A 9,049-nucleotide genomic window follows, 5' to 3' on the forward strand; every position below is an offset into this window, starting at 1 on the left:
TGTGATAGTAGCTGTTGTTGTAGCTGCTTTGTAAGTATTGGTGAAGGTTGGGTTGTTGTCTTTTACATCTGCAACAAGTTCACCTTGTCCATTATCTGTAACGTTTACTGTTACTTCGTGTTTAGCAGTGTCGTATGTCACACCTTTTTCACTACCAGCTTTTTCAGTAATTGTGTAAGTGTGAGGGCCTGCAGCATCATAGCTGATTACTGGGAAAGTAACAGTACCGTCTGCAGCATTCTTAGCTGTTGCGACTACTTTGTTGCCTTCTTTAAGTTCAAACTCATATTTGTCTGCTTCAAGCGCTTTACCATTCAAGACTTTAGTAGCTGTGATGGTTTTTTTATCTGGTTTAGCTTTATAAACGTTCGTGAAAGTAATGTTCTCTGCATCTGGTGTTGCAACAAGTTGACCTTGGCCGTTATCTTTAACGACTACATTTACTTCATAAGCATTTGGATCGTATTCAACTCCGGCTACATCACCTGCTTTTTCAGAGATAGTGTATGTATAAGTTTTTTCTTCTGTGAGCGTAAGTTCTGGGAATTGAATCTTACCGTTTGCATCGTTTGAAACAGTGTGGAGAACTTTTCCGTTTTCTTTCAACTCAAATTCAAATTTGCCAGCCTCAAGAGCTTTACCCTTTAAGACTTTCTTAGCTTCAAGTTGAAGTTTTGCTTCTTTAGCAGCGTATGAGTTTGTAAATTCTTTCTTAGAATCTTCAAATTTGACGCTCGCTAATTTTTCACCCAAAACATCTTTTACTGTTACAGTCGCTTTAAGGACGTTCGCATCATAAGTGTATCCAGGTTTGTTATCATTAACTTCTTTAATGGTATAGTTAAAAGTTCCTGCTTCTTTGTATTTGATTGCCTCGAACTTCACTTTACCATTCTCATCATTTTTGACAGTTTGTAAAACACTACCCTGATCATCTAGAAGTTGGAAACTAAATGCATCTTTTTCAAGAGTCTTACCATTAAGTTTCTTAGTCACTTCTAGAGCAACCTCATCCGATTTGGCACCTACACCAATACCATCAGTAGTTGTAATTGGTGCAAAACCTTCAAATTCTATTGGTTGGGCTTCCTCGTTTGTAGTGACAGTTACATTGTTCAATACACGTTTAGTAACTGGATTGACTGGTTTAGTCAAACGAGTACGATACATGATATAAAGCCCTTTATGATCTAAGGTTCCATTACCATTAGGTGTAATTGAGAAATGGTTCTTATCTGTTACTTGAACATGAGCCTTATCAAGTGATGATCGTCCGTAACCATTTTCCCAATCTGGGAAGTAGTAACCAGTAATATCACTCGCAAGAACTTGCCCATCAGGAATAGTATCTTGGATATTTACACCAGTGTATGATTTTGCATAACGGTTAACACGGATACGCCAGTTTACATAGTTAGGGTCGTCTGAATCTTGAACTCCCCATTTAGTAAATCCAGTTGGATCAACGTCTGGAACGATACGAGTCAAATGATAAACTCCTGCACCAGGAATGTTGATTTCATATTCCTTATTCTTTTCAACATGGTCCGCCCACACTACAGTAAATGATGCAACAATTTGCTTGTTCTCATTAAACTTCTTAAAGTACTCTTCGTTTGTTACTGTAATCTTAGCAGTATTCGTTGCCTTCTCTGTTGTCAGTGTTGCAATCGTTTCACCGTTCGGAGCTTTCAAATCTGTAGTAGAATCTACTTCGATTTTAAACTCATTTGGAACGTGATAAACCATGAAATCACCGTTTTTCAGAGTTACATTGTCTGGGAATGCGTAAGTTGTTTTAAGATAGAACTTACCTTCACCATATTTGGCATGATCGACTAATCGGTTCGTATTAATCGTCGGCTCTGTAGTCAAAGTGTACTCTGATTCAGTTTTTTCGGCAGCACTAACTACTCCATTAAGTCTTAGTGCAGGCAAAAAGACCGACACAACCAGTAGCAAGGCCATCAAGCCATGAAAGAGTTTTTTATTTCTCTTCGTCACCACATTATCCTCCTTAATGTCTATAATGGTTCAATTATATTATACAGAACCTTGACAGAATGTCAATTAAAATGATTCGGTTTTTATATTAACTTATCAGGTAGATGGATAAATCAGCCAATTCCGTTTCCGCATAAGCTTTGACACAATTAAATCCAAGCAAGATTCTTACTTGGATTTAATATATAATATTGTTCTAAGGATCTAAGTATTTAATCCCAATTCTGCTAATATTTGTCGTTTGTAGGCAATTTTTTGGACTTCCTTGTCTTCGTTCTGGGACCAATCTAGTTTGACTTCAGAGACAATCTGTCCAGGTCGATTTTTTAGGATGTAGATGCGGTCACTGAGATTGAGGGCCTCCTCGATACTATGCGTGATGATCAAGGTCGTCAGCTGTAGCTGTTTGTGAATCTCAAGGTACCAAGCGTGGAGTTCCATCTTTGTCATCTCGTCCAGGGCGCTAAAAGCCTCGTCAAGAAGAAAGAGCTTGTGGCCAAAAAGATAGGTCCGCAGCAAGGCCACACGCTGACGCATCCCTCCACTGAGTTCGTGAGGATACTTGTCCCGTACAGCTGTCAACTGGAAGGTCGCAAGGATGTCATGCGCTCGGGCAATAGCCTCTGCCTTATCTACCTTTTGAATCAAGAGAGGCAGGATGATATTGCCAAGCACCGTCTTGTGCTCCAAAAGCAAATCCTTTTGCAACATATAACTCACGCGCCCCTTAGGATTTTCCTCGCCATCAAGGACAATTCGCCCAGACTGGACTTCTAAAATTCCAGCGATTAGGTTAAAGAGAGTGGTCTTTCCAACACCACTTGGACCTAGGATAGAAACCACTTCACCCGAAGTCACCTGCAGGTTGATGTCCTCTAAAATCTTTTCATCGCCATAGGCATAACTTACATGTTCGAGTCTAATTTCTGTCATTATTTTACAAATTCGTTAGTGAAGCCCTTGTCAGTCAAGTCTTCTTTAAGGATGCCATTTTCTTTGTCCCATTTGTAGAAGGCATTCCAGCGAGCTGCATCAAATTGTCCCCATTTTTCCTTGTCACTTGCGTATTCTTTTGACAAGTATTTTTGCGATTCGATAACAAAGTCACGTTTTTCCTTGAGTTCAGGCGCATTCTTAATCAAGATATCTGCAGCTTCTTCTGGGTGTTCCATGGCATATTGGTAGCCTTTTTTGATGGCTTGGATGACTTTGCGAGCTTCTTCCTTGTTGTCTTTTAGATAGTCGTTGTTTGCGATGATAACTGGTGAGTAGTAGTCAAACTCCTTGACATAGTCTTTTAAGTACATAAAGTTAGCATCTACACCTTGAGATTTGGCAAGGATACCATCCCAACCGTAGTAGATCCAAGCAGTGTCAAAGACGCCATTAGCAATCGGTGTAATCGAGTTTGAGTCGTTGTTTGGTACTTTTTCAACCTTTTCAAAGTCTCCACCTTGTGATTCTACCAAGGTTTTCAACATAGCCAGTTCCGTTGGGTCATTCCAAGTTCCGTATTTCTTGCCAACCAAGTCCTTTGGACTGCTGACATTGTCAGATTTACGTGAGATGATTCCAGATGTATTGTGCTCAACGATAGCGGCAACGGCAGTGATTCCTGCCCCTTTTTCCAATTTCTTAGCCATGTAATCTTGGAAATACACTGCAAATGGTGCCTTGCCATTGATCACCAAGTCAGACGAGCTTTCTTCAGGTGGCAATTTCAAGTCAACATCCACTCCAGCTTCTTTGAAATATCCTTTTTCCTTGGCCACATAAAGTCCGGTGTGGTTGGTGTTTGGTGTCCAGTCTAGGATAAAGTCAATCTTTTTGAGTTCCGCTTCCTTACTGTCCTTAGAAGCAGTTCCTTGCCCACAAGCCACCAGCACGACAGCCACAAAAGCTGTTACAAGCGTTAAAAATACTTTCCATGTTTTCTTCATTTTATTTCCTCTTTTCTTTTTTTAAACATTCTTATTCTATGAACGTTTCCATTTAATCACATATTTTTCGCTAATATCAACCAATTTCATACCCAAAAGGCTGATAATCGACACCAAAATAATAATGGCAAACATGGTATCATACTGAAACAGTTTTTTAGACTGAATCATATAAACACCAAGACCTTCAAAACCTCCCAGCCACTCGGACACCACTGTTGTGATAAAGGCGTAGGAGACACTGACCCTCAGACCTGCATAAAAGTAAGGCAGGCTGACTGGGATTTTAAAATGCCACAGGATTTGCCAAGGATTTGCCCGCATCAGACTAAACAAGGTCAGCATATCCTTGTCACAATGTCTAAAACCGTCCAAAATACTGACAATGATAGGGAAGGTTGTCGTCAGGATAATCAAGACAATCTTGGGCAAAATCCCATAACCCAGCCATAAGACCAAGATAGGAGCTATAGCAATGGTCGGAATAGTCTGGACAACCACCATCATAGGGTAGATAAGATCATTGAGCCAAGTTAGACTATCCATAAGCACCGCCATGAGACAAGCAATCAAGACTCCTAAAACTAGTCCGAGCAAAGCCACTCTCAAGGTCGCCCAGCTATGGTGCCAGAGAAATTCTCTGTCACGAGCAAAGGACTGGAGGATCTCAAGAGGAGTTGGCAGGATAAACTTGGGTAAAAGTTTGAATATTCCCGCTAACTGCCAGATTGACAAGACTCCTAGAAAACCCAAAAGACTAATCTGTCGTCTTATCATACTTTTCAAGTTTGTCATCAATACTTAAAATCTCTCCTACATTTATTTTGACATTGGCAAAGACATTATCTGCCTCCTGCCCAGCCACTTCAAGCGCTTCTTTGAGAATGCGCATGAGCTCATCAAACTCCCCTTCCAGGACCGTTTCAAATGGTGTCACTACCATGGTCACGGACTGAGCTTGCAGATAAGCAATAACCTGATCGATAATAGCAATTCGATCGATCCCCTGTGATAGGGGCAAGACTTGCAAGGCAATGCTTGCTTTCATAAAAACCTCCTTTTCTCAGGTTTCCCTTTAACAAAAAGAAAACCTTTTCCATATATGGAAAAGGTGCAGAATTCGGCTAAGTATCGTTCCCTACGCTGGCATTACCCAGATCAGGTGCGGTCGAAGTTTAACACTTCCTCTCAGACTGTACACAGACTCCCATATCTTATATGGACATATGATAACGCAAATACAAGGAAAAGTCAAGGAAACTGCTTACAGAAAATCTTGAAAAAGAGTTTGAAGGCAAATGCTTCAAACTCTATCATAGCTTTCTTATTTAGCCTCGTACCAAGTTGCCCCTTCATTTTCATCCGCGATAAGAGGAACACTGATTTGGATGGCTTCTTCCATGGTTTGTTTCACTAGAGCTTTGACGGCTGCTAGTTCTGATTTCGGAACCTCGAGGACGATTTCATCGTGCACTTGCAACAGCATCTTGGTCTGATAACCACCTTCAACTAGAGCCTTATCTAGCTGAATCATAGCAATCTTAAGAATATCTGCTGCCGAACCCTGAATAGGGGAGTTGATGGCAGTCCGCTCTGCAAAACCACGAATATTGAAATTTCGTGAATTGATATCTGGCAACTCACGACGACGCTTGAAGAGGGTCTCTACATAGCCCTTATCACGCGCCTCACGCACCACCTCATCCATGTAGTTTTTAATACCTGGGAAGCGTTCAAAGTAAGTATCAATGTAGGCTTTTGCTTCCTTACGGCTGATGCCCAGATTATTAGACAAGCCAAAGTCTGAAATCCCGTAAACCACTCCAAAGTTAACCGCCTTGGCATTACGACGGTCGTTTGGAGTCACATCCTCAGGACGTTCAATTCCAAAGACCCGCATGGCCGTCGAGGTATGGATATCTGCTCCCTCTTGAAAGGCCTTAATTAGGTGCTCATCCTTAGAGATATGCGCCAAAACGCGCAACTCAATCTGTGAATAGTCCGAACTGAGCAAGACACTATCCTCCCACTCAGGGACAAAAGCCTTACGAATGAGGCGGCCTTGTTCCAAACGTACAGGAATATTTTGCAAGTTGGGATCCACACTAGACAGACGCCCTGTCTGAGTCAAATCCTGCACGTAGCGCGTGTGGATCTTGCCATCATCCAAAATCCAGTCTTGCAAACCAATCACATAGGTAGATTGGATCTTAGCAATCTGACGGTAGTCGAGGATTTTTTTAACAATCGGCGCAATAGGAGCTAGTCGCTCTAGCACATCCACGGCTGTCGAGTAACCTGTCTTGGTTTTCTTGGTGTATTCTAGAGGCAGACCAAGTTTTTCAAAGAGAAGGACGCCCAACTGCTTAGGGGAATTGATATTAAACTCCTCACCAGCCAGTTCGTAAATCTCTTGAGTGAGTTGCTCAATGACGACCTCATTTTCAGCTTGCATCTCAAGCAGGGTTTCTTTTTTGACCTTGATTCCAGCAATTTCCATCTTGGCAAGGACAAAAGCCAGAGGTTGCTCCATGTCATAGAGAAGGTCTAATTGCCCATGTTCACTGAGTTTTTCAAGTAAAACAGGCTCAGTCTCAACCAATACCGCAACCTTGCGAGCCAAGTGCTCCAAGAATTTCTCTCTCTCAGGGATAGCTTTCTTGACCCCCTTACCGTAGAAAGTCTCATCATCAGCCAGATAAGTCTGGCCATAGAGATTCGCAATAGTTGAGATTTCATTGTTCTCGACTGTTGAGAGTAAGTATTTTGCCAAACGACTGTCAAAAGCAGGGGCCTGGAGGTTCATACCCAAACGATTTAAAAGAACTTTCGCTTTCTTAAAGTCATACACTTTTAGAGGTGTTTTTTCTAGAAAATCCTTGAGAATCGGCTCCTGCAAGAGCTCAAGTTTGTCTGTAGTGTAAAGTTTATCCCCACAAGACCAGGCAAAACCAACCAATTCATCTGTATGGTAATTCTCCCCAAAGAGCTCAAAGTGGAAGATGGAGTCTGCGCTCAGCATGTCTTGACTGACGTGGTCAACAATAGTGTAATCCAAGCTCTCAGGTGCATCCGTTGACGAAATATTTAAAGCTTGCTTGAGCTGTTTGAAGCCCATCTCATCGTAGAATTTCCCGAGATTTTCCACATCTGGGCCGTTATAGACCAAATCATCAAGGCCAATCTCAATCGGTGCCTGAGTCTCAATGGTTGCTAGTGTTTTTGACAAAAAGGCCTGTTCCCTATCATTGATGAGATTTTCCTTCATCTTAGAAGCCTTCATCCCATCGATATTTTCATAAATACCCTCAAGCGAACCATGTTCCAGCAAGAGCTTTATACCCGTTTTTTCACCGATTTTCGTGACACCAGGGATATTATCAGACTTATCCCCCATGAGGGCCTTAAGATCAATGAACTGAGCTGGTGTGAGGCCCATTTTTTCCATGAGATAGTCTGGCGTAAAGGCCTCAAACTCAGCCACACCTTTCTTAGAAATCTCGACCACCGTATGCTCATCCGTCAACTGGATCAAATCCTTATCTCCGCTAACGATTGTCACATCAAAAGAATCCTTCTCAGCCAAACGGCCTAGAGTCCCGATGATATCATCGGCTTCATACTGGGGCAACTCATAATGGCGAATTCCAAGGTGGTCTAACAACTCACGAATGAAGGGAAATTGCTCACGAAACTCATCTGGAGTTTTAGCACGGCCACCCTTGTAGTCTGCATACATCTCTGTTCGGAAAGTCGTCTTACCTGCATCAAAAGCTACCAAAACATGACTGGGCTCAACTCGCTCTAAGACATGATTCAACATAAGTTGAAAGCCGTAAATTGCATTGGTATGAAGGCCATTAGCATTTTTAAACCGATCCAACTGCTGATAGAGCGCAAAAAAAGCCCGAAAAGCAACAGAAGATCCATCAATTAATAATAATTTTTTCTTGTCCATACACCCATTATAAAGGAAAGCAAGGAAAAATACCATCGGAAAGAGCTGAAAAACGTGGACTTGTCCCTATTTCACCATAAAAAAGAAAAGGACTATTCAAATCCTTTTCTTTTATTGATTTCATGCGATTTATTTATTCAATTTTCTCTTTGCAAATGGTAGCAAACCAAGAAGGAGACCAACAAATCCTAGCGATGCGACTGCTGAAGCATCTTGGCTTCCCGTATTTGGAAGGAGTTGCTCATCTGTTGTTGCAGGCGCTTTGTAGGTACGATCTTGTTTCGTTCCGAGAGTAGGATTTGTAGCCAAAGGAGCTACACTGCCAGTGTATTCTGGAACTTCATTTACTGCAGGTTCAATCTTTTCAGCATAGGCTGGAATATTGGCTACTGCCGGAGCACCGTTTTCTCCATAAACTGGAACATTCGCTACTGCCGGAACACCGCTTTCTCCATAAACTGGAACATTCGCTACTGCTGGAGCACCGTTTTCTCCATAAACTGGGACATTCGCTACTGCCGGAGCACCGTTTTCTCCATAAACTGGGACATTCGCTACTGCTGGAGTACCGCTTTCCCCATAGGCTGGGAGTTCATTTACAGCAGCTTCTACCGCATTTGCACCTTTGTTGTATTCTGGCAACTCTGCAGTTGCAGCTTCTACTGCGTTCACCCCACCTTTAAAGTCTTCAATTTCAAGAACAGCTGACATAACACTACTTAGAGTCTTAATAGCATCCTCATAGTCTGCTAAAGCTTGTTGCAAGTCTTTTACTTGACTATTTTTGTCACCAGAAACTTGCAAACTTGACAATTGCACTTTAATCTTAGCAACTTGCTCTTCTAATTTACTTAGCTCAAGTTTTTTCGCATTACTATTTTCTTCTGCTGCTTCCTTGTCTGCTGCAGCCAGTTTAGCTTGGTCTTGGCTTGAGAAATCTTCTTGACTCAGCGCTTCGGCCGGTGTCACCTGATCGCTGTCTTCTGCCAAGAAATCATCTAACAAATCTGATGCTTCGATGTCACCTTCTTCGATGGCTTTCAAGATAGCATCCTTACCAATCACTTCTTTAGCTGCCTTAATAGCTGCTTCCTTATCAGTGATAGTAGCATCTTTGTTGATGTCGTCGATTGTCTCTTTTTCAATT

The 9,049-nt window shown here is 41.9% G+C and carries 7 protein-coding genes; all 7 read right to left on the reverse strand.

Annotation, left to right across the window (positions count from 1 at the left end):
- Nucleotides 1–2,004 (reverse strand): Spy0128 family protein (locus ADM50_RS05810; protein ID WP_239684802.1); only part of this gene is annotated, 2,004 nt, incomplete at its 3' end.
- A 204-nt stretch (nucleotides 2,005–2,208) separates the two neighbouring features.
- Nucleotides 2,209–2,937 (reverse strand): ABC transporter ATP-binding protein, encoded by a 729-nt coding sequence (locus tag ADM50_RS05815; protein WP_049484826.1) that lies wholly within the window; start codon nucleotides 2,935–2,937, stop codon nucleotides 2,209–2,211.
- Nucleotides 2,937–3,944: an ABC transporter substrate-binding protein gene (locus tag ADM50_RS05820; protein ID WP_049484827.1), complete on the reverse strand. Its 1,008-nt coding sequence runs from the start codon at nucleotides 3,942–3,944 to the stop codon at nucleotides 2,937–2,939. The genes ADM50_RS05815 and ADM50_RS05820 overlap by 1 nt, the downstream gene beginning before the upstream one ends.
- A 36-nt stretch (nucleotides 3,945–3,980) precedes the next feature.
- A complete protein-coding gene (locus ADM50_RS05825; protein WP_161801141.1) occupies nucleotides 3,981–4,739 on the reverse strand; it encodes an ABC transporter permease in 759 nt (252 codons plus the stop codon).
- Nucleotides 4,702–4,992, reverse strand: coding sequence for a thiamine-binding protein (locus tag ADM50_RS05830; protein ID WP_049484828.1), 291 nt, complete (start codon nucleotides 4,990–4,992; stop codon nucleotides 4,702–4,704). Before ADM50_RS05830 ends, ADM50_RS05825 begins: the two co-directional genes overlap by 38 nt.
- A gap of 276 nt (nucleotides 4,993–5,268) precedes the next feature.
- Nucleotides 5,269–7,902: a DNA polymerase I gene (gene polA / locus ADM50_RS05835; RefSeq protein WP_049484829.1), complete on the reverse strand. Its 2,634-nt coding sequence runs from the start codon at nucleotides 7,900–7,902 to the stop codon at nucleotides 5,269–5,271.
- Between the two features lie 129 nt (nucleotides 7,903–8,031).
- The coding region (locus ADM50_RS05840; protein ID WP_049484830.1) for an SIALI-17 repeat-containing surface protein at nucleotides 8,032–9,049 on the reverse strand (1,018 nt) is incomplete at its 5' end.

This window comes from Streptococcus oralis (genome assembly GCF_001075675.1).
GTDB lineage: Bacteria > Bacillota > Bacilli > Lactobacillales > Streptococcaceae > Streptococcus > Streptococcus oralis_V.

Coding starts and splice junctions, on each gene's coding strand:
- ADM50_RS05830 (WP_049484828.1), bottom strand. CDS start 4,992: ATGAAAGCAAGCATTGCCTTGCAAGTCTTGCCCCTATCACAGGGGATC.
- ADM50_RS05825 (WP_161801141.1), bottom strand. CDS start 4,739: ATGACAAACTTGAAAAGTATGATAAGACGACAGATTAGTCTTTTGGGT.
- ADM50_RS05820 (WP_049484827.1), bottom strand. CDS start 3,944: ATGAAGAAAACATGGAAAGTATTTTTAACGCTTGTAACAGCTTTTGTG.
- ADM50_RS05815 (WP_049484826.1), bottom strand. CDS start 2,937: ATGACAGAAATTAGACTCGAACATGTAAGTTATGCCTATGGCGATGAA.
- polA (WP_049484829.1), bottom strand. CDS start 7,902: ATGGACAAGAAAAAATTATTATTAATTGATGGATCTTCTGTTGCTTTT.